Here is an 18,919-nt window from a genome sequence, read left to right as displayed (position 1 = left end):
GACCATGATCCAGATCACCCTGCCCGATGGTTCATTGCGTGAGTACGACCAGCCGCTGTCCGTGCACGAGGTGGCCGCCAGCATCGGCCCCGAACTGGCCAGCGCAGCCGTAGCGGGCCGAGTCGATGGTGTACTGGTGGACTGCGAATACATGATCGAGGCGGATGCCCGGGTCAGCATTGTCACCCCCCGGGAGCCGGACGGCCTGGAGATCCTGCGGCGCTCCTGTGCATTGATGCTGGCCATGGCGGTCAAGCAACTCCACCCCCATGCGCAAATGCGCGCGGGAAAGGAATTGGGCGACGGTTTCTTTTACGAGTTTTCAGTCGAGCGACCGCTGACCCCGGCAGACCTGCCCCTCATCGAAACGCGCATGCAGTCACTGGCAGCGACCAATCACTCGATCCGCCGTCGGCCGCCGCGCGAAGAGGTGCCGCTATACCGCCTGGGGGACACCGAATACCAGAGCCATGGACCGCATGTCCCCACCACCAAAGTCTTGCAGGCGTTTGCCCTCGATCACATCAGCGGAACGTTGCAACAACGGATCTACGGCACATGCTGGTCCAGCCACCAGGAACTGCAGCACTGGCGCGTTCCACCCCACGTGGTCGTCGTGAGCATGGATGACCGCCAGGCGACTTATGCACAAGCGGTGACCGAATCCTTGCGCCAACGGGGTGTGCGTGCCAAGGCCGACCTGCGTAACGAAAAAGTCCGCTACAAGATTCGCCAGCACAGCCAGACCGTGCCGTACCTGGTGGTGGTTGGCGAAAAAGAACAGGCCGGGGGGTTTGTCAGTGTGCGCAGTCGTACGGGGGAGGATTTTGGCCGGATGGCCGTCGAGGCGGCGTGTGAATGGTTGAGTCGGCCGGGGATCTAGGGAGGCTGGATGGACGCTTTCGTCGGATCGCCGCCCGGAGCAAGCCCGCTCCCACACTGGATCTGTGGTGTTCACAAAACCAATGTGTGGGCTTGCTCGCGAAGACGATCCGACGAAGCTTTTAGGCTCTTGGCTTCACCGTGCCGCAGTCCTGACCCAACCAGACGGCGCGGGATTCGAGGCTACCTTTCTGCTGAATGCCGGTGGCGTTGAACGTCCCGTTGACCTTGGTGGTGAATTCGCGATCACTGACGAATGTCGCCACGCCGGCACCCTGGGCTCTCGGGCAACTGAAGCGGAATTTCCACTGATTGCCGGAGCGGTCGGTGATTTCCTGCTTGCAGCCCGACTGCGGATCGGTCAACGGAATGTTATCGGTCCTGACCTGCTCTGGGGTCAGGCACGCCCGGATCCCTTTGCCCCCCATGGTGATGCCCTGCTTTTCCAGCTGTGCGCGCTGCTCAGGGGTCATCTGGCTCTGAAGCTGACCCAGGATCAATTGCAGGTCCGGCATATTCTGCTCATCGACCTTCATGTTGCTCGTGGTCAGCTCCCACAATCCTGGTTGCAGCATTTGCGCGTGAGCCGCCACAGGAAGTGCCAAACCCAGTGCCATGGCCAAACCCAGCAGACGAACGTTCATCGAGTAACTCCTGATCAGTTGTGGCCGTTAGACGTCGGCCACGCGCTTCGGTTCATGGGTCAATTAATTAGCGACATTCTGCACGGAACATGGTCTGTTAAGCACTGAATCTCCAGGAGCAAGGCAGCCCCCATGGATTATTTCGGACCGCATATTTTCGGTTATACCATCGCCCTGCTGCACTCGCTGGGCATGATCGCGGCCATACACGCGGTGTTGACCGTCCGTACCGCCCAAGGCTCGATCGCCTGGGCCCTGTCGCTGTTTTTCATCCCTTACTTCACGCTGATCCCGTACCTGGTGTTCGGCCGCAGCACCTTTGATGGTTACATCAAGGCCCGGCGACAGGCCAACGAGGAAATGCGCAAGGCCGTCTCCGAACTCAACTGGCGCCCCTGGGTGGAAGAAGCACTCACCGCCCGCGCTTCGGCCGCATACGCCTCACTCAGAGCAATGCCCAAGCTCGGAACCATGCCTTGCCTGGCCAATAACGAGATGCGCCTGTTGATCAACGGTCAGTCGACATTCGAGGCCATTTTCGATGCCATCAGCCGGGCGAAGGAAGCCGTGCTGATCCAGTTCTTCATCGTTCACGACGACCGGCTCGGCCAACGCCTGCAATCCCTGCTGTTGAAGAAAGCCGCCGAAGGCGTGGCGATTTACCTGCTATATGACCGAATCGGCAGCCACTCCCTGCCCCACGGCTACGTGCAGGCCTTGCGTGATGGCGGGGTCGAGGTCAAAGCCTTCGCCACCCGAAGTGGCTGGCTCAACCGCTTTCAGGTGAACTTTCGCAACCACCGCAAGATCGTGGTGGTGGACGGCATTCTCGGCTTCGTCGGCGGGCACAACGTCGGTGACGAATACATGGGCGAGAAGCCGCCCCTGGCCCCTTGGCGCGATACCCACGTACAAGTGCGCGGGCCAGTGGTGGCGTGCATGCAGGAGTCTTTCGCCGAAGACTGGTTCTGGGCGGCTCGTGCATTGCCGCCGCTGATCCTGCCCGAGGTTTATCCGGAAGGCGGTGTGCTGTGCCAGTTACTCGCCAGCGGCCCGGCCGATGCCTGCGAAACCTGCTCATTGTTCTTTGTCGAGGCCATCCACGCGGCGACCGAGCGGGTCTGGATTACCAGCCCGTATTTCATCCCCGACGAAGCCGTGTTCGCGGCGTTGCGCCTGGCGGTACTGCGCGGAGTGGATGTGCGCCTGCTGTTACCGTCCCGGCCCGACCACCGAATCGTCTACGCTGCCTCCAGCCTCTACGCCTTCGAAGCAGTGCGCGCCGGTGTGCGGGTATTCCGTTACGAACCCGGGTTCCTGCACCAGAAAGTGGTGTTGATCGACAGCGAAATCAGCGCCATCGGCAGCGCCAACATGGACAACCGTTCGTTCCGGCTGAATTTCGAAGTGATGTTGCTGACCGTCGACAGCGCGTTCGCCGCCGAGGTGGAACAGATGCTCAACGATGACTTTGCCAACGCCCACGAAATCGCCAAAGAAGAAAGCCGGGAGACCCACCGCGTCCAACAGCTCGGCATGCGGGTCGCCCGGCTTATTTCACCGATTCTCTAGAGGTAGATATCGTCCCGGGTCCATGGCAGTTCATGACTGCCATCGGCGTGGGCCTTCACGGCGAGAATCTGGTGCAGGTTGATCCAGCCGCGGGCGAACGCGTAAGCGCAACCGGCCAGGTAGAGCCGCCAGATGCGCAGGACTTGTTCCGGTACGAGTCTGGAGGCCGCTTCGAGGTTGTCTTCCAGGCGTTCGCTCCAGTGATCGAGCGTGCGCGCGTAGTGCAGGCGCAAGCTCTCGACGTCAACGATTTCCAGCCCGGCCTCACTGATCTCGGCAGAGATCATCGACAGGTGTGGCAGCTCGCCATTGGGGAACACATATTTTCCAATGAAGTCACCGGCACCGCGTCCGACCGGACGGCCATCGGTGTATTTGGCGGTGATCCCGTGGTTCATCACCAGGCCGCCGTCTTTCACCGCGCCGAACAGGGTCTTGCAGTACTCGGCAAGATTGGCGTGGCCGACGTGTTCGAACATGCCGACGCTGACCACTTTATCGAAACGGCCATCCTGCGGCAGATCGCGATAGTCGAGCAGTTGCAGTTCGACCAGGTCCTCCAGGCCTTCCGCTTTTACGCGTTCCCGGGCCAGGGCCAACTGCTCCTTGCTGAGGGTGATACCGAACACTTTCGCGCCAAATTCTCGCGCCGCGTAACGCGCCAATCCGCCCCAACCGCAACCCACATCCAGCAGATATTCGCCGGGTTGCAGGCGCAGTTTGCGGCACAAATGACGGAATTTAGCCTGCTGGGCCTGCTCGAGGCTTTCGCTGCCAGTCTCGAAGTAAGCGCAGGAATACGCCATGTCGCTGTCGAGCCACAGCTGATAGAACGCGTTGGAAAGGTCGTAGTGGTAGGAAATCGCCTTGGCATCCATCTCTTTGTCGTGGGCGCTACGAACCGGCTGATTGTCGTCGCCTTCATCCAGCAACGCCTGGCTCCATTCATCGCAGACGCGGATCACATCGCTGATGGAGCCTTCAAGCTCAAGTTTGCCTTCGACAAATGCAGCGCCAAGGGCGTCCAGGCTTGGATGGGTAAACTGGGTGACCATTTGTGGGTCCTTGACCACAATCGTGACACTGGGCGTCGGCCCCAGATTGAATTCATGGCCATCCCAGAGTCTCAGGCGAAGCGGTAATTGCAGATTCTGTAAGGCCGGTGGAAGATGCGCGAGCATGGAGAATCCCCCTTGTTTCAGACGTCTAAACAGAGGGTAGACCATCTTTGAAAAATAGCTGGCTATCTAATTAATAGCCGTTTTCAATGATTCGCGACGCCTACACCTGCCGCCGCGAACGCACAAAATGATGTGCCCTCATCTTCAATGACTACGAACCGCGCGCACAGTTCTAAAAAATTGAAGTCCTCGCGACTACCCGGTTTAGAGCAATCGCCTTCAGGCTTCGTCCTTGAGTTTGAGCAGTGGCTCCTGGAACCGCAGCAAACGACCGGCATTGCCCAACACCAACAGGGTGCTGAGGTTATGCAGCAACGCCGCAATCATCGCCCCGGCAGCGCCAAGCCAGCCGAACGCGGCGAAGGCCACGATCGCCAGGGTCCAGCCCAGTCCGATGATTACATTCACCTGCAACGTCTGACGGCACTGACGACTCAGACGCACACAGGTGCCGAGGCGGCGCAAGTCACTGCCGATCAGCACGATGTCCGCCGATGCCAGGGCGATGTCTGCGCCACCGGCGCCCATGGCCACACCGACCACACCGGCCTTGAGGGCCAGTGAGTCGTTGATGCCATCGCCGACCACCATTGGCCGAAAGCCGCTATCGATCTCCTTGAGCACGCGGTTGAGTTTGTCTTCGGGCAGCGCCTGCGCTTCGACGTCACTGATCCCGACATCCCGGGCGAGCGTTTGCGCGACGCTGTGTCGGTCACCGGTGAGCAACAACTGACGGCCCAACCCCAGGTCACGCAACTCGCTCAAGGCAAACTGCGCCTCGGGTTTAACGCTGTCTGCCAGCAACAGCCACGCGAGGAACTCACCGTTGAGTGCCAGCCCAGCAATCGGGCCGTCATGATCGGGAACCGTTGTTGTGCTGATGCCCAGTTGCGCGAACAACTCTGGCCGGCCGAGTGCCGCTTCGCCCTGCCCGGTCATCGCCACCACGCCCAGGCCTTGGCGCTCATGAATGTCGGAAAGCAGCAGGAAATGCTCCTGGGTCACCAGCCCCGCCAACGCACGGCTGACCGGGTGACTGCTGGCCGAGCCGAGGCTGGCAGCCAGCTTCAGGACATGGCTGCGATCCTCAAGCGGACTGTCGATGGATTGCAGGCGCAAGGTGCCGAAGGTCAGCGTGCCGGTTTTATCGACCACCAGGGAGGTGAGGTCCGCCAACTCTTCAAGGAACGCGGAACTGCGGATCAAAATCCCGTGACGTGCCGCCACTGCCACCCCGGCAATCGCCGTGGCCGGTGCCGACAACACCAGAGCGCAAGGACAGGCCGCGACCAACACCGCGAGCATCGCTTGAGCGTTGTTGGTAATGAACCAGGTCACGGCGGCCAGCAGCAACACCAGTACCATATAGCTGCCGGCGTAACGCTCCAGCAGACGAGTGATCGGCGGCTTCGAACGCTCGGCGTTTTGCATCAGGGCGATGACTTTGCCGAGGGTCGATTCCTGGCCGGTGCGGGTCACTTCGATACGCAGCAGGCCGTCGAGGTTGATCGCGCCACCGAACACCGACATGCCGACGCCCGCCTCCATCGGTACCGATTCGCCGGTAATGGAGGCGGTGTCCAGACTGGCCTGCCCGGATAGCACCCGGCCATCCGCCGGCACCCGGTCCCCGGCGCGCACCTCGACCAGATCACCAGCCTTGAGCGTGCCGTTGTCGACTTCGATGATGGAGCCATCCGCCTGCACCTTGCGCGCGTGGCTGCGGGTCAGTTTGCCGAGGGCGTGAATCGCCTCCTGGGAGCCGATCACGCTGCGCTCTTCCAGCACGTGGCCGAAAATCATGATGATCGGCAACAACGCTGCGGTCAGCAGATCGCCGGTGGCCCAGGCACCCAGCATGGCCAGGGCAATCAATTGATCGGTGATGCCGTGCAGGCTCGGATAACGCAAGCTGTACCAGGCCGAGCGCATGACCGGCACGGCGACCAGCAACGAGGCAAAACCCAGCAGCAGCTGGCTGACACCAGTCTGCTCCGGCGCCAGCCATCGCCAGATCAGGCCCAGCGCAAGCAGGCCCAAGGCGAGCATGGCCAGGGTCAACTGGCGCGCGGCGCTACGTTGTTCTGCCGAAGACAACATGCTCGGCGCGGTGGCGGTTTGAGCGGTCATTGTGCTGCTCCCTGAATGATCAGGCGGGAATCGTCTTGGGGATCGACAGTCGTGACCGAGCCGGCCTGGCCGAGAATTTTCGGCATCCGCTCGCGATAAATGCGCAGCAGCATTTGCGGGTCAGTCCCCTGCTGTTGTGCCTTGGCCAGGCTCAACACCGTGGCGGTATCAGCCGAGGCTTTGGCCAGTCGTTCGCTCGCCTGGGCATGGGCTACCTGCAGTGTACGGTCGGCTTGCTCGTTGGCGGTCTGCGTCAACTTCTCGGCTTCGGTGCGCGCATTGGCGACGGCCTTATCGGCTTGCTGGCTGGCCGTGAGTACCGCGTTGAAGGCGTTCACCGCAGGGCTGGGCAAACTCGATTGCACATCCACCCGCGCCACTTCGATCCCCAAGCCTTGCCCTGTTGCGGTGAATTCGGCCAGCCGTTGATTGATGCCCTGCACCAGATCACCACGCAAGCGCTCGCGTCGCTCCGCTGCCTGGCTATCGGCGCCGATCAATTCCGGACGAGCGACCAGAATGGTGTCCAGATCCCGGGCGGCCGTAAGCGCCACCGCGCTACGGGTCACCAGACGATCCAGAGCCGGCAACACGTGTTCGCCCTGAAGCACGAACGCATAAGGCTCGGTGACTTTGTAAAAAACCCGCACATCGAGTTGCACCACTCCGGCATCACCGGTTAACAGATAGCCGGAGCCTGCGAGGGCATCGCTGATGGGCGTGGCAAAACTGGCCACGCGATCTGCCTGCATCGCGGCACCACTGCGCAACAGACTGTCCACTCGCCGCTCGATCACCCGATCCGCCGCCGGCAACAAAATTACCTGTTCGAACGGTTGCGGCCAGGCCAATAACAGCCCGGCATTCTGAATGCGATCCAGCGCGCCAAAATGCAAAACCACGGCGCGATTTTGTGGATCGATCTGCCGCACATTGGAAAACGCCCACGCCAACGCCGCCAACACCGTCACCGCGTACAGGGCAATAAACGCCAATCGCCCGGCCTGAATCCAGGGGCTGCTCAACTCATTTGTTCCACGTGGAACCAAACTCATGGCTGCGATCCGGACTTGTTGTCGAGGCTCGGCGGACCGTCAACCAACACCCGGAACGGGGCGGCGTCGGTGCGCAGAATCAGCTTGGTTCCCGGCGTCACCATCGTGCCCAAGGTATCGAGCGAGCGCAGCAGATTGTAGAGCTGCGGCGACCCAGCATAGGCACGACCATAAATCTGCGCCGCTTCGACCCGTGATTGCGCTTCGATATCCGCCGCTTTAACCGTGGCATCGGCCTGCACAATTCGCGCATCACGCTCGGCGGCGGAACGAATTTGTGCGGCTTCACGCTTTCCGATGGCCGTGCGTTCGGTGGCGATGGTTTCACGCTCGGCGCGCATCCTGTCGACAGTCGCGGTGAGCGTCACCGAAGGCAGCGTCAATCGTTCGATACCGACCTGCAACACGCGCACGCCATAAGTGGTGAGCAGTTGCTGATCGATCTGCTTGCGCAGTTGTGCTTCGAAATCGGCGATGCGCACCTGGCTGGCATCGGTATTCACCAAATTCGCCAGATCAAAACTGCTGGCGGTGGTTTCCAGTGCGGAGCCGACAAAGGTACGAATCTGCCGCGCGGCTTCATCGGGCTGGTTCTGCACCGCACGCATGAAGCGTTGCACGTTGTCTGGATCGCCCTGTACCTGCCACGCCACGTAAGCCTGGACGATGATGCGCAAACCGTCCCGGGTACCGACATCCTGCAAACCGCTGGACGTGGTGCGCAGCCGCAGATCCACCGGGATCGCCGCCTCGAACGGTGCCGGCCAACGCCAGCCCAGCCCTGGTTCCAGCAAGACGCGTGAAGGGTTGCCGAAGCGTGTGATCACCGTGGCCTCACCTGAACGCACCTGCACCAGGCTTGCGGCAGCGACCGCAAACGCCACTAGCAATGCAGCCCACCCCATGCGACGCCAAGGGAATGGACCGGCCTCCTGCGGATCGCCGTGGTGATGATGGTGATGGCCGTGGTGGTGATGCCCGCCATGGCCGTGATCGTGGCCAGCGTGGTCATCGTGATCGTGAGTATGGGACTGGCTCAATTGGCAGCTCCTGGCTGAGCGGTTTTACGCGACGGCGCAGGGTCAACCGGCAGCGTGAACGTACGGAGGTCGATGGTCGGCGCATTGCTACTGCCGCCCAGACGATGATCGAGAACCAGCAACTTGGCATTGGCCAAACCCTGGGACAACTGACTGAAATATTGCTCCAGCACAAAAGCCTGACCAGCGCTGGCGTAGGCTTTCTGTTCGGCGTTGAATTTCAGGTCTGCCGCTTGGGCGCCAGCATTGATTTCACGGGCACTGGCCGTCGCCTGATCGCGGGCGATGCTGGCCTGCAACTGCGCCTGATTGGTGGCCTCGGCAGCGGCACCGCGCTCCCGGGCGATCAACGCTTGTGCACCAATCTGCGCCGCTTGCACGCCGTGATAGGCGTTGGCTGCACCGGCCGGCGGGTGAATTGCCTCGACCACCGTGGCGAGAATTTCCACGCCGCTGTCGAGCTTTTGCAAGTCAGCCTGGACGGCGCGGCCGATTTCTTCGGCCAGCCCTACCCTGTCCTCGCCAAGCAAACCGTCGAGGGTGCGCGAGGCGAAATCGTGAACCAGGATTCGGCTGGCGGTGCTGCGGATCAACATCGGCACATCGGCACTGTTATAGGTCGCGGCCAACGCCGCCTCATCGCTGAGACCAATGCGATAGACGAAGCGCACGTCCATGTTGACGATCTGAAAGCTCTGTTTGTCGGCTCGGCTGCTGGCGATCACCTGGGATTTGTCGTTCACGTGGCTGGCGTCCCACAAGCGGTTGGCAATCGCCGGAGCCGGGCCTTCGGCGGGGTCAGCCTGAGCGGGGGCCGAGGTTTCGCCAACACTGGTGGCCAGTTCGTGAACCACGCCATTCTCGATGTTCAATACGCGGCCCAATGGCCACGGCAAACCCATATGCAAACCTGGGCCAAACACCTCAACTGGCTTGCCGAATCGCTCGTAGATGCCACGTCCTTGCAGTGCAATTTCGTGAATCCCGGTCAGCGACCAGCCAACCAGCGAAACCACCGCCAGCACCGGCAGGAACGCCCGGCGCATATAAGTGAAAGCCCAGATCTGCCGCAGATCGATGCCGAAGCGGTTATGCAATTCGTGCTGCAACGCCAGCAATGGCTGCGGTGGCCAGCGCAGCATGTCAGCGACAAAACTGCGCGCCAGCAGCTGCGGCTCAAGACCTTCGCGGCGCGGGCTGAACAACGACAAAACCGCGCGCAGCAACAGTTCTGCCGCCACCAGCCCCGGCAGCAGTCCGATCAACACCGCCAGGCGTACAGGCCATACCGAGGTTTCATCGGCAAACAGCAGACAAAAAGCACCGAGCACCAGGCTGATGATCACCACACGAATCAATTGAGCCAACGTGGCGGCTTCAGGCCATTGCGCGGTGTTTTCCTGCGCCAGATGACGCTCCATCACCAACAGGCCGAAGGCCAACAGCAAGGAGCACGCGGCACCGACGGTGGCCGCCAGGCCCAGTGCTGCCGGGGGTAACGCAAGGTTCCAGGCCTGTTCGACGCCCAATACCGCCAACAATGCCCAACCGCCAAGCCACAGCGTCGGCGCGCCGATTTGCCCGAGCAAGTGCCGGGATTGCTGGCCGATCCGGTCCAGCAAGCGTTCATACCACCCGGCAGGGGCGGCAGGTTCGTCGACAACGACCACCGGCACCACGGGATTCATGGCGCGGGCACGCCACTGGGCCACCCACCAGGCCGATTGCGCACCCGCCATCAACACGACAAACGCCATGCTCAGGTTCAGCAGCAACGCTGGCCACAATGTTTGCGACGTAAACAGCCCGGCAAAAAGCGCCAGCAGCACACCCACCGTCGCGAGTACGCCCGCACCGATGGCGAACTGGCGCAAACGCCGCCCTTGAATGAACGCCTGCTGAAAGCGCGGCAACCCGGCTAACGGCGTTTCATCAACATCGAGATCGACTTGCATACCACCCCAGAGTGTCTTCGTTTACATGGCAATTCGTTACGATATAACGAAAATGGTGAAATTTCCGTATTCAAGCGCGCTATCTAAAAATGCCCAACCTGTCGCTTACCTGAAGCCTTGACCGAAATGCTGCAGAACGCACATATTACGTTCGTAATTTTATTCAGGAACTACTTTTACCGATCTCTTTCCCTTTCGATCCAGGAGTACATCCATGAGCACTTATGACGTCGTGATACTCGGCGGTGGCCCCGGCGGTTACAACGCGGCGATCCGCGCCGGACAACTGGGTCTGAAAGCTGCCTGCGTGGAAGGACGCGCCACACTCGGCGGCACCTGCCTGAACGTCGGCTGCATGCCATCCAAGGCGTTGCTGCATGCCTCCGAACTGTACGACGCGGCCATGGGCGCAGAATTCGCCAATCTGGGGATCGAGGTCAAACCCGTGCTCAACCTCGCCCAGATGATGAAGCAAAAGGATGAAAGCGTTACCGGGCTGACCAAGGGCATCGAGTTTCTTTTCCGCAAAAACAAAGTCGACTGGATCAGAGGCTGGGGCCACATCGACGGACCGGGCAAAGTCACGGTGACCGATAGTGCCGGCGGCAAGACCGAACTGAGCGCCAGGGACATCATCATCGCCACCGGTTCCGAGCCCACTCCCCTGCCTGGCGTGGACATCGATAACAAACGCATCCTCGACTCCACCGGTGCCCTCGCGCTGACCGAGGTGCCCAAGCATCTGGTGGTGATCGGCGCCGGCGTGATCGGCCTGGAGCTGGGTTCGGTATGGCGGCGCCTTGGGGCGCAGGTAACGGTGGTCGAGTTTCTCGACCGGATCTGCCCCGGTGTGGATATCGAAGCCGGTAAAACCCTGCAGCGCTCCCTGAGCAAACAAGGCTTGAGTTTCAAACTGAGTTCAAAAGTGACCAGCGCCACCACCTCCGCCACCGGCGTGCAGCTCAGCATCGAGCCTGCCGCGGGCGGTGCCGCCGAATTGCTTGAAGCCGATTACGTGCTGGTGGCCATCGGGCGCCGACCTTATACAAAAGGCCTGGGCCTGGAGAACGTCGGCCTCGCCACGGACAAGCGCGGCATGCTCGCCAACAAGGGGCATCGCACCGAAGCCGTCGGGGTCTGGGTGATTGGTGACGTGACCTCCGGCCCCATGCTCGCCCACAAGGCCGAGGACGAAGCCATGGCCTGCGTCGAGCAGATGGTCGGCAAGGCTGGCGAGGTCAATTACAACCTGATCCCCAGTGTGGTTTACACCAAACCGGAGCTGGCCAGCGTCGGCAAGACCGAAGAGCAACTCAAGGCTGAAGGCCGGGCGTACAAGGTCGGCAAGTTTCCCTTTACCGCCAACAGTCGGGCGAAGATCAACCACGAAACCGAAGGCTTCGCCAAAGTGCTGGCCGATGAGCGCACCGACGAAGTCCTCGGTGTGCATCTGGTCGGCCCGAGCGTCAGTGAAATGATTGGTGAGTATTGCGTGGCCATGGAGTTCAGTGCCTCGGCCGAGGACATCGCCCTGACCTGCCACCCACACCCGACCCGCTCCGAGGCCTTGCGTCAGGCGGCGATGAATGTGGAGGGGATGGCGACACAGATGTAAGACTTGAAGAGTTGCAGTGACTGATTTATCGCCTTCGCGAGCAAGCCCGCTCCCACAGGTACAGCGTAAACCTTGTGGGAGCAGGCTTGCTCGCGAAGGAAGGCAACTCGGTCTAAAGCGGCAAATGCTCCAACGGCAACGCCCCCGGCGCCTTCACCGTGTGAATCGCAAAGTTGCTGCGGATGTCGCTCACACTCGGCAGCTTCAACAAGCGCCCGGTGAGAAACCGGTCATAGGCACGCAAGTCCGGCACCACCACCTGCAGCAGAAAATCCGACTCCCCTGACACCAAAAACGCCGAAATGACCTCGGGCAATGCCGTCACCGCCAGGCGAAAGGCTTCGGCTTGTTCGTCGTTATGACGCTCGACCTTGACCCCGACAAACACCGTCAGCCCCAACCCCACCTCATCGCGATCCAGATTGGCCTGGTAGCCGCGAATAACCCCCGCCTCTTCAAGCATCCGCACCCGGCGCAGGCAAGGCGATGCAGACAGGCCGATCTCGTCTGCCAGTTGCACATTGCTCAGGCGGCCATCCCGTTGCAGCGCGGCGAGAATCTTGCGGTCGTAGGCATCGAGTTTCATGGTTTGGCAGATCCTGATGGTTCAAGTGTGAATACATGGCAGATTATGCCAATACAGAAACCGAAAGAAGCTAACAACGCAAGCACCTGCCCCGCCCTCCAGCCCTAGACTGGCACGACCGAATCGACAACGAATGGGGTGCAACATGCAGGGGCTCTGGCTGTTTTTCATGGCGCTGGCGGTGGTCTATCTGTTGCCGGGGCCTGACATGATCCTGCTGTTGCAGACCGGTGCCCGCCAAGGCAAAGGCGCCGCGCTGGCGACGGCCGTGGGGTTGGGCATCGCCCGGGGTTGCCATGTGGCATTGGCGGCGCTGGGGCTGGCGGCACTGTTCAAGGCTGCGCCCTGGACCTTCGATGTGGTGCGCCTGGCAGGCGCCGCGTACTTGCTGTGGATCGGCATTCAATGCCTGCGAACCACGATGCTGCCGAGCTTGACCAGCGCCGACACAACCGGCGAAAAACCGCGCTGGGGCGCAGCCATTCGACGCGGACTGCTGACCAACCTGCTCAACCCCAAGGCACTGTTGTTCTGTTCGGTACTGCTACCGCAATTCATCAACCCACAGGCCGGGCCGGTGCTCGGGCAATTTGCGACGTTGGGCGTGGTGCTGGTCGGTGTCGGTTTTCTGTTCGACAGCGCCTACGCCCTGGTTGGTGCAGCGCTCGGCCGTTGGCTGCAACGCAGCCCCTCAGCCCAGCGCCTGCAACAATGGTTGTTCGGCAGCCTGTTGATTGGTTTCGCCGTCCGGCTGACCTTTGTGCAACAGGCTTGAACCTCACTGCGCCTTGCGGCGGCGATTGAACAACAACAGCGCGGCTGCCGCGACCACCAGTACGCCACCGACCTGTAACGGCGTCTTGTACGGGCGCAAGGCCGAACGCGTAGCGTCGGTGACTTGGGTCACGTAGCGCTTGTCGGCGTTCTCGAAGTCGGGATACGGACACTGGTGGCCGAAATCGGCGGCCCATTCCACGTAAGGCCCTTCTTTGACATAGCGCTGATAAATCGCACTTTGCTCCTCGAGGCTGCTGTTCCACCCCGACGCCTCGCACAGCACCGCCGCAAACGCCTGGCTGGTGTGAGGCAAGTTATCCGCCGCCTTGCTCGCCAACGCCGTGGCCACGAAGCGATAGTGGTAACGCTGATCAGGCCGGGCAGCGCTGGCCTGCTGACGCTTCACTTCGTCATCGGCCACCAAAGGACCGACCTTGAGTTCGGCGTTTTCGAGAACGTAGTTACCGCCGAACGTGGCGTAATCCGGCGCCATTTCATAGCCCAGAATGTCCATGCCCCACTCGCGCGCCGTCCAGGCTGCATTGAACAGCGCTGCGGCGCGACGGGTCGGCCACCAGGCCGAATCAGCCGCCAGACGCTGCTCGCCATACAGCTTGGCCTTGTGCCGCAAGCCGTCATTGTCGAAGTAAGCCAGCGCTTGCTCGTAATGCCCTTCGCGCAACAAACGCCGCCCCAACAAATTGCGCAGGCTCGCCGCCACCGGCAAGGGCACGTAGTTGTCGCGGTCCTGCTGGCTGAGCGGCGGCGGAGCCGGCACTTGGGTGTCGACGTAGTGCTTGAGTTCTTCGAGGGTCAACACGCGCTCGGCCACGGTGGCGGCGTCGAACCAGTAAATGCTTTGGCTGCGATATAACTGATCGAAGGCCTGCAGGTAATCCCCGCGTTGCAAGGCCAGGATCGCACTTTCACCCTCGACACGGCATTTGGGCTGCAGTGTTTCGTAATCGAAGTCCGGGGTCCGTCGCTCGCCCCAGGACTCATTCTGCGGAAAGGCCTGGGCCGCTTTGGCATAGGCTGCGGCGGCCGCGGTTTTATCGCCCTCGCGCACCGCCAGTTTTGCCCGCAGCCACCAGGCCAAACCGCCATCGCCGGCATGTTCGAGGAAAGCCTTGGCACTGGCGTAATCGCCCTGTTGATAATTCATCGCCGCCAGGCGGTCGGCGTTTTCGAGACTGCCACGGGTGCTGTTTTGCAGCAGCTTGATCATCTTCTGTTCATTGGCGGGTTGCTCACCGAACGACCAGCCCAACCGGCTGATCAGCGATGCGGTCACCAATTGCTGCACGGGCTGGCCCTTGAGCAACTCGGCCACTTGATCATCCGGCAGCGTCATCAAGTCCGTCATCAACAGCTTCAGCGAGTCGTAGCCCACCGTGGAGCCGTGCAGATTTTGCGTGGCGTACAGCTCGATGGCGCGGTTCCAGTCGCCGGCGGTGCGCACCACCCGGGCTTCTTCGCCAAGGCTGGCGACACCCAGTTCCAGTGGATCGCTGAAGCCGTCGATGCTCAGTTGCCGGGTTTGCTCAAAGGCCTTGCGGGATTGTTCGAGCAGATCCGGACCCGCATTGGCTTCGGCGCTCATGGCGAACAACGCGCGCCCCAGCGAGTAAGCCGCCCAGGTGCTGCGCGAAGCCCGTTGTTCTGCGGGCAAGGCCAGCACTTGCTTGAAATACCCGGCGGCCAGGGCCGTATCACCCGCGCCAAATGCCACGGCGCCCGCCAGGTACAACCCGAGCTCGGGCGGCAGTTGCGCCCCTTCGGTTTCAACCTGACGGGCATTGGTCAGGCTGCGCAGGTGTTTCACCAACACTTGTTGCTCAGCGGAAAGTCCCGCCTGCTCGGCCTGATCCCGCTGCGCTGCAAGGTCAGGTTCATCGCTGTAGTGGGAGCCAGCGGTGACGTTCTTCAATCCTTTGATGGCGTGGCCGAGGCGGTTGATTTCGAAGCCGAAGTTGCCTTCCGGCAGTTCCGTCAGCGACTGACCTCGGTTGTCCAGCAGACGCATGGGAAAGTCCGGGCCGCACGCCAGCGCCGAACCCAGCGGCAGGCTGAGGCTCAGGCAAAGCAAATGACGCGGCCAGTTACGGGTGAACATTCGAACCTCCTTGATCAATGTGTGCGCAGCGAGCCCAACCAATGGCACGCTGTCCGCCGGCCGGTATTCGACCGTCGCGCAAGCGGGTGAAGGTAAGCAGATCCGGACGCTGTTGCAACGCGTAACCGGCCAGGGCATCAGCCCCCTCACAAGCACTGACGGCCAGTGTCAGGCGTTCGGGCCAGGCGCTGTCGAGATTGCCCTGGTTGCTGATGCCGATGTCATAGAGGCCATTGTCGGCGGAGAGTTTCAGCGTCAATCGACTGTCGAGGACATCACCGCGAGCCACGGCGCGCAAGGTGGTCAGACTCCAGGCCCGACGGTCGTTGGCCAATGGCAGGCGAAACCAGATCAGGCCCGCCAGATGCTTCGGAGGATCGACCCGCAGTTCGCTGCCGAGGGTGCGCAATGACTGCGGATCGGCCAGTAATTCCCGGCGCAGGCCTTCGCGTTCCACGCTCACTTCGCTTTCCACAACAGGCGCGCCACCCGCCGACGGCAGCAACGCCACGCCATAGGCCGGCAGCGCCAGATAGAAAGGTTTTGTCGTAACGCGGCTCCAGGCCTTCGCCCATTGCCGGGCCTGATCGGCATCAAACAAACCGCGACGCGGATCGCTCACCGCATGCACCTGCAACACGCTGCTGTCGACTGTGGATAACAACGCTGGAAGTTCGCGACTGTCGAGCCAGGACGGCAATGCGGTGATGCTCAGCGGCAGCGAAGTCGGCAACGCTTCACGCAAATGCGCAAGAAATTCGCGGTACGCCGGTAGCCGGGCATTACCCGCATCATGGTCGATTTCCACGCCGGCGAGGTTCAACCCTTGTCCCTGCCAATCGCTGATCACCTGGCGGATTTGCGCTGTAATTTCTTCCTGATCCAGCGCCTTGAGTTGCCCATCCAGGCGAACCACCGCAATCACTGGCCGGCCGTCGCGCTTGAGCAACTGCGAATCCACTCGGGCTCGGCTCCAGCCCGCCTTGGGGAAGGCCTGCAAGGCCAGCACCCGCAACGTCGAAAAGTCTGCACGGCTGTCCCTGAGGGCGGCGTCGTGGGCCGGCGTCCACTGCCGCTGCCAGACGTAGAGTTGCTGATCCAGCGGCGGTGCTTCCTGTCTTTCGCAACCGGTGGTCAGCGCCAGCGCCATCAGCAAGGCGATCGAGCGAGTGAAAAAAACCATTAAAACGCCTGTTCCTGAAATGCAGAAAGGGCCTGTGCGGCCCTTGTTGGTTCTGCCCCTACCCTACCCAGCCATCGACCGACGGGCAATGTTCGCCTGCAATCCTCCTTCAGATATCGAGCACCAGCGGCTGCGTTCCCTGCGCCGGAATCGCACAGCAAATCAGCACTTGTCCGTCATCCGGTACTTCCGCTGGCGGCAGTGGGTAATGCACCTGACCGCTGATCAAGCGCGTCTTGCAGGTGCCGCATGAGCCGCCGCGACAACTGAATTCCGGACGCAGGCCACGGCTTTCCGCCAACTCCAGCAAGCTGCCGCCCTCCGGCTGCCAGCGCGCTTCCTTGGCCGAGCGTTGGAACACCACGGGTATGGACGTGGTAGCGGCTGGCGGTTGCTCGATGACCACTGCATCGGGGTCCGGGCGCCGGCGCAAGGTGGACGGGCCGAAGGTTTCGGCGTGAATCCGCGAATCGCGAATGTCCAGTTCGCGCAGGCCGTCGTACAGCGCCTGGGTAAAACTTCCGGGGCCACAGACGACAAAATCCGGCTGATCGTAGTCCTCGATTGTCAACAGTTCCTTGAGCAGCTCGACGTCGATCCGTCCACGGAGGTCGAAGTCCTCTCCTTGCTTCGCCTCGGCTTCCGGTTGGCTGAGCAACCGCACTACCCGCACCGCGTCACCGGCGTCTTCGAGCAAGCGATCCAGTTCACGGTGAAACGGTTGGTCGGCCAGCGTGCGCGAACTCTGGATAAACCATGTCGGGCGGATACGGCGGGTGCGCAATCCCTGGTAAACCACCTCCCGCAGCATCGACAACAGCGGTGTGATGCCCACCCCGGCCGCCAGCAACACCAATGGCCGACGCTCATGGGGCGCCACGGTGAAATGCCCTTGCGGCGCCCGCGCCTCCAACAGGTCGCCGACACGAATCTGCTCATGCAAATGCGTAGACACCCGCCCGTCACGCTTCACGCTGATGCGGAAAAAATCATCGGACGGTGCGCTCGATAAACTGTACGTGCGAATGTGCACGTCACCGTCAATGTTGAAGCGCAGGGGCAAATGCTGCCCGGCCTGAAACAGTGGCAACCCGGCTCCGTCAGCGGGCTCCAGGTAAATCGAGCGAATGTTGTGGCTTTGCGCTTCAATCCGCACCACCCGCAACGGCCGCCATTGATCGCCCAGGGCCTTCGCCTGCAAACGCGCCGTGGCCTGCTCCCATGTACCCGTGAGCAAACTGGTGGGTGACACGCCGTCGAAGCGCCAGCGCAACGCCAGGGCGGCCGGGCGCCGTACGACTTGCTCGACATCGATTGTCCACAGACGCTCGGCTCCCTGGAACGCCTCTACCTGCGGGCCCTCCAGGATGATTTCGGTCCGCCCGCTGAGCTGCAGCAAATCACCGCTATTGAAATCGATGAATAACAACCCGGCCCGGGGGTTGAGCAGCAGGTTGCCCAAGGTGTTGAAATGCAGGTTGCCGGCGAAGTCCGGAATGGTCAGGCGATTGCCTTCCACGTGTACAAAACCGCTCTGGCCGCCACGGTGAGATACATCCACCGAGCGCTCGCCATCGACATCCACATAACTGGCAACGAAGAACGTGTCCGCTTCGGCGATCGTGGCCATGGCCGCGTCATCCAGTTCACTGAAATGTTGCGCGATACGCGTCGAAGGGTCGGCCAGTGGCACCGAGTGAAACTGGCGCAACTGAATGTACTGCGGGCAATTGCCGAAGGACTGATCCACCGTCACCGCGAAACCATCGGTTGTCAGGGCACGAACATGCCCATTGATGCGGTTGCGACGGCGGGTATGCAACTCGATGCCCAACAGGCCGATCGCCGAGCCGTCGCTCAACTGCGCAGGATCATCAAGGGCAGGCAGGCTGTGAAATTGCAGCAGGCCCGGTTCTGGTGATTGTGCGAAACCGGGCTGGCCTTCAAGGATACTGGCCCACGGATGACCGTCGGCATCCACCGCTCCGTACAGCATGAACGGCAATTGCTGATAGAACGTGCGGTGCTGATCCGGCATCTCGCTGCGAATCACCTTGCGACCGAACGCCTCCATTCGCTCGGCAACGCCCACATGGGCCTGCAATTGTTTCTCGCCGGCATGCCAGGGTGAACGGTCCATACGGCTTCTCCCCTGCGCCACTGGCGCAGAACGGGGCGGCCCG

General features: G+C 61.6%; 14 protein-coding genes. 4 read left to right on the top strand and 10 right to left on the bottom strand.

Annotated features, from left to right (window positions below):
- Positions 1–4: 4 nt before the first annotated feature.
- Positions 5–883 carry a His/Gly/Thr/Pro-type tRNA ligase C-terminal domain-containing protein gene (locus tag ACEN8Q_RS23375; RefSeq protein ID WP_413703802.1) on the top strand — a complete coding sequence of 293 codons (879 nt, stop codon included), beginning with the start codon at positions 5–7 and terminating at the stop codon, positions 881–883.
- A 121-nt stretch (positions 884–1,004) separates the two neighbouring features.
- On the opposite strand, the gene ACEN8Q_RS23370 is transcribed toward ACEN8Q_RS23375, so the two are convergent.
- Positions 1,005–1,526, bottom strand: coding sequence for a DUF3617 domain-containing protein (locus tag ACEN8Q_RS23370; protein WP_413422899.1), 522 nt, complete (start codon positions 1,524–1,526; stop codon positions 1,005–1,007).
- Positions 1,527–1,658: 132 nt separating this feature from the next.
- Here ACEN8Q_RS23370 and cls point away from each other — a divergent pair, with 132 nt between their 5' ends.
- Positions 1,659–3,098, top strand: a complete 1,440-nt coding sequence (cls, locus tag ACEN8Q_RS23365) for a cardiolipin synthase (RefSeq protein WP_413422901.1) — start codon at positions 1,659–1,661, stop codon at positions 3,096–3,098.
- Here the strand turns inward: cls and cfaB are convergent.
- From cfaB to hflK (ACEN8Q_RS23340), 5 genes are all read right to left on the bottom strand, one after another.
- A complete protein-coding gene (cfaB, locus tag ACEN8Q_RS23360; RefSeq protein WP_413422903.1) occupies positions 3,095–4,279 on the bottom strand; it encodes a C17 cyclopropane fatty acid synthase CfaB in 1,185 nt (394 codons plus the stop codon). The genes cls and cfaB overlap by 4 nt on opposite strands.
- Before the next feature lie 219 nt (positions 4,280–4,498).
- Positions 4,499–6,409: a cation-translocating P-type ATPase gene (locus tag ACEN8Q_RS23355; RefSeq protein WP_413703801.1), complete on the bottom strand. Its 1,911-nt coding sequence runs from the start codon at positions 6,407–6,409 to the stop codon at positions 4,499–4,501.
- The gene (gene hflK, locus ACEN8Q_RS23350; RefSeq protein WP_413703800.1) at positions 6,406–7,464 is read right to left on the bottom strand and encodes a protease modulator HflK; all 1,059 of its coding nucleotides are present in this window, start codon (positions 7,462–7,464) and stop codon (positions 6,406–6,408) included. The genes ACEN8Q_RS23355 and hflK (ACEN8Q_RS23350) overlap by 4 nt, the downstream gene beginning before the upstream one ends.
- A complete protein-coding gene (gene hflC / locus ACEN8Q_RS23345) occupies positions 7,461–8,504 on the bottom strand; it encodes a protease modulator HflC (protein WP_413703799.1) in 1,044 nt (347 codons plus the stop codon). Before hflC ends, hflK (ACEN8Q_RS23350) begins: the two co-directional genes overlap by 4 nt.
- Positions 8,501–10,459, bottom strand: a complete 1,959-nt coding sequence (hflK, locus tag ACEN8Q_RS23340) for a protease modulator HflK (RefSeq protein ID WP_413703798.1) — start codon at positions 10,457–10,459, stop codon at positions 8,501–8,503. Before hflK (ACEN8Q_RS23340) ends, hflC begins: the two co-directional genes overlap by 4 nt.
- Before the next feature lie 214 nt (positions 10,460–10,673).
- Here hflK (ACEN8Q_RS23340) and lpdA point away from each other — a divergent pair, with 214 nt between their 5' ends.
- Positions 10,674–12,074 (top strand): dihydrolipoyl dehydrogenase, encoded by a 1,401-nt coding sequence (lpdA, locus tag ACEN8Q_RS23335; protein WP_413422913.1) that lies wholly within the window; start codon positions 10,674–10,676, stop codon positions 12,072–12,074.
- 112 nt (positions 12,075–12,186) lie between these two features.
- On the opposite strand, the gene ACEN8Q_RS23330 is transcribed toward lpdA, so the two are convergent.
- Positions 12,187–12,660: an Lrp/AsnC family transcriptional regulator gene (locus ACEN8Q_RS23330; protein WP_413703797.1), complete on the bottom strand. Its 474-nt coding sequence runs from the start codon at positions 12,658–12,660 to the stop codon at positions 12,187–12,189.
- A gap of 145 nt (positions 12,661–12,805) precedes the next feature.
- Between ACEN8Q_RS23330 and ACEN8Q_RS23325 the strand changes: the two genes are divergently transcribed.
- Positions 12,806–13,435: a LysE family translocator gene (locus ACEN8Q_RS23325; RefSeq protein ID WP_413422916.1), complete on the top strand. Its 630-nt coding sequence runs from the start codon at positions 12,806–12,808 to the stop codon at positions 13,433–13,435.
- A 3-nt stretch (positions 13,436–13,438) separates the two neighbouring features.
- Here ACEN8Q_RS23325 and ACEN8Q_RS23320 read toward each other — a convergent pair whose 3' ends face one another.
- The 3 genes from ACEN8Q_RS23320 to ACEN8Q_RS23310 form a co-directional block, all read right to left on the bottom strand.
- Positions 13,439–15,553, bottom strand: a complete 2,115-nt coding sequence (locus ACEN8Q_RS23320; RefSeq protein ID WP_413703796.1) for a hypothetical protein — start codon at positions 15,551–15,553, stop codon at positions 13,439–13,441.
- The gene (locus ACEN8Q_RS23315) at positions 15,540–16,736 is read right to left on the bottom strand and encodes a DUF3142 domain-containing protein (protein ID WP_413703795.1); all 1,197 of its coding nucleotides are present in this window, start codon (positions 16,734–16,736) and stop codon (positions 15,540–15,542) included. The genes ACEN8Q_RS23320 and ACEN8Q_RS23315 overlap by 14 nt, the downstream gene beginning before the upstream one ends.
- 109 nt (positions 16,737–16,845) lie before the next feature.
- Positions 16,846–18,876, bottom strand: a complete 2,031-nt coding sequence (locus tag ACEN8Q_RS23310) for a pyridoxamine 5'-phosphate oxidase family protein (RefSeq protein ID WP_413422922.1) — start codon at positions 18,874–18,876, stop codon at positions 16,846–16,848.
- Positions 18,877–18,919: the final 43 nt, after the last annotated feature.

The sequence above is a fragment of the Pseudomonas sp. Pseusp16 genome (assembly GCF_047324915.1).
Lineage (GTDB): Bacteria > Pseudomonadota > Gammaproteobacteria > Pseudomonadales > Pseudomonadaceae > Aquipseudomonas > Aquipseudomonas fluorescens_CD.
This window is presented reverse-complemented; position numbering and strand designations above follow the sequence as displayed.

Excerpts from the sequence above, each read along its gene's own strand:
- hflK (WP_413703800.1), bottom strand. The coding sequence starts at position 7,464 with ATGAGTTTGGTTCCACGTGGAACAAATGAGTTGAGCAGCCCCTGGATT.
- ACEN8Q_RS23355 (WP_413703801.1), bottom strand. The coding sequence starts at position 6,409 with ATGACCGCTCAAACCGCCACCGCGCCGAGCATGTTGTCTTCGGCAGAA.
- ACEN8Q_RS23375 (WP_413703802.1), top strand. The coding sequence starts at position 5 with ATGATCCAGATCACCCTGCCCGATGGTTCATTGCGTGAGTACGACCAG.
- cls (WP_413422901.1), top strand. The coding sequence starts at position 1,659 with ATGGATTATTTCGGACCGCATATTTTCGGTTATACCATCGCCCTGCTG.
- ACEN8Q_RS23310 (WP_413422922.1), bottom strand. The coding sequence starts at position 18,876 with ATGGACCGTTCACCCTGGCATGCCGGCGAGAAACAATTGCAGGCCCAT.
- hflK (WP_413703798.1), bottom strand. The coding sequence starts at position 10,459 with ATGCAAGTCGATCTCGATGTTGATGAAACGCCGTTAGCCGGGTTGCCG.
- cfaB (WP_413422903.1), bottom strand. The coding sequence starts at position 4,279 with ATGCTCGCGCATCTTCCACCGGCCTTACAGAATCTGCAATTACCGCTT.
- ACEN8Q_RS23315 (WP_413703795.1), bottom strand. The coding sequence starts at position 16,736 with ATGGTTTTTTTCACTCGCTCGATCGCCTTGCTGATGGCGCTGGCGCTG.
- ACEN8Q_RS23325 (WP_413422916.1), top strand. The coding sequence starts at position 12,806 with ATGCAGGGGCTCTGGCTGTTTTTCATGGCGCTGGCGGTGGTCTATCTG.
- ACEN8Q_RS23320 (WP_413703796.1), bottom strand. The coding sequence starts at position 15,553 with ATGTTCACCCGTAACTGGCCGCGTCATTTGCTTTGCCTGAGCCTCAGC.
- lpdA (WP_413422913.1), top strand. The coding sequence starts at position 10,674 with ATGAGCACTTATGACGTCGTGATACTCGGCGGTGGCCCCGGCGGTTAC.
- ACEN8Q_RS23330 (WP_413703797.1), bottom strand. The coding sequence starts at position 12,660 with ATGAAACTCGATGCCTACGACCGCAAGATTCTCGCCGCGCTGCAACGG.
- ACEN8Q_RS23370 (WP_413422899.1), bottom strand. The coding sequence starts at position 1,526 with ATGAACGTTCGTCTGCTGGGTTTGGCCATGGCACTGGGTTTGGCACTT.